The organism is Mesorhizobium silamurunense, from assembly GCF_014843905.1.
GTDB classification, from domain to species: domain Bacteria; phylum Pseudomonadota; class Alphaproteobacteria; order Rhizobiales; family Rhizobiaceae; genus Mesorhizobium; species Mesorhizobium silamurunense.
In genome coordinates this window covers 1-290 of the sequence record NZ_LPVS01000146.1, presented here as the reverse complement: position 1 = coordinate 290, position 290 = coordinate 1, and the positions used below count along the sequence as shown (strand labels likewise).

The window sequence follows — 290 nt, the reverse complement described above, 5'->3', positions numbered from 1 at the left end:
GCCACCGGGCTCGCGGTTTCTGGGGCGGACAAGCTTCGTGGTGCAGGATCTGACGATCGGGGTGCAGGTGGTCCGCTATCATCGGGACCGCTGGCGTTTGCCGAATGGCCGGATCGTCGTCGCTGCGCTGCCGGACGGGGTCGATGGGCACTTCGGTCTGGAGCTTCGGCGTCTGGTGCTGTCGCTTTATCACCAGGGTCAATCGACCGTGGAGCGGATCGTCGCGTTGCTGCGCGACTTCGGCGTGTCGATCTCCAAGCGCCAGGTCGTGCGGATCCTGACCGGCAAGA

1 pseudogene is annotated in these 290 nt (G+C 65.5%); it reads left to right on the top strand.

The features are described 5' to 3' along the window. Positions 1 to 37: 37 nt before the first annotated feature. A pseudogene (locus AU465_RS32775) lies at positions 38 to 290 on the top strand (IS66 family transposase); the annotation flags it as partial.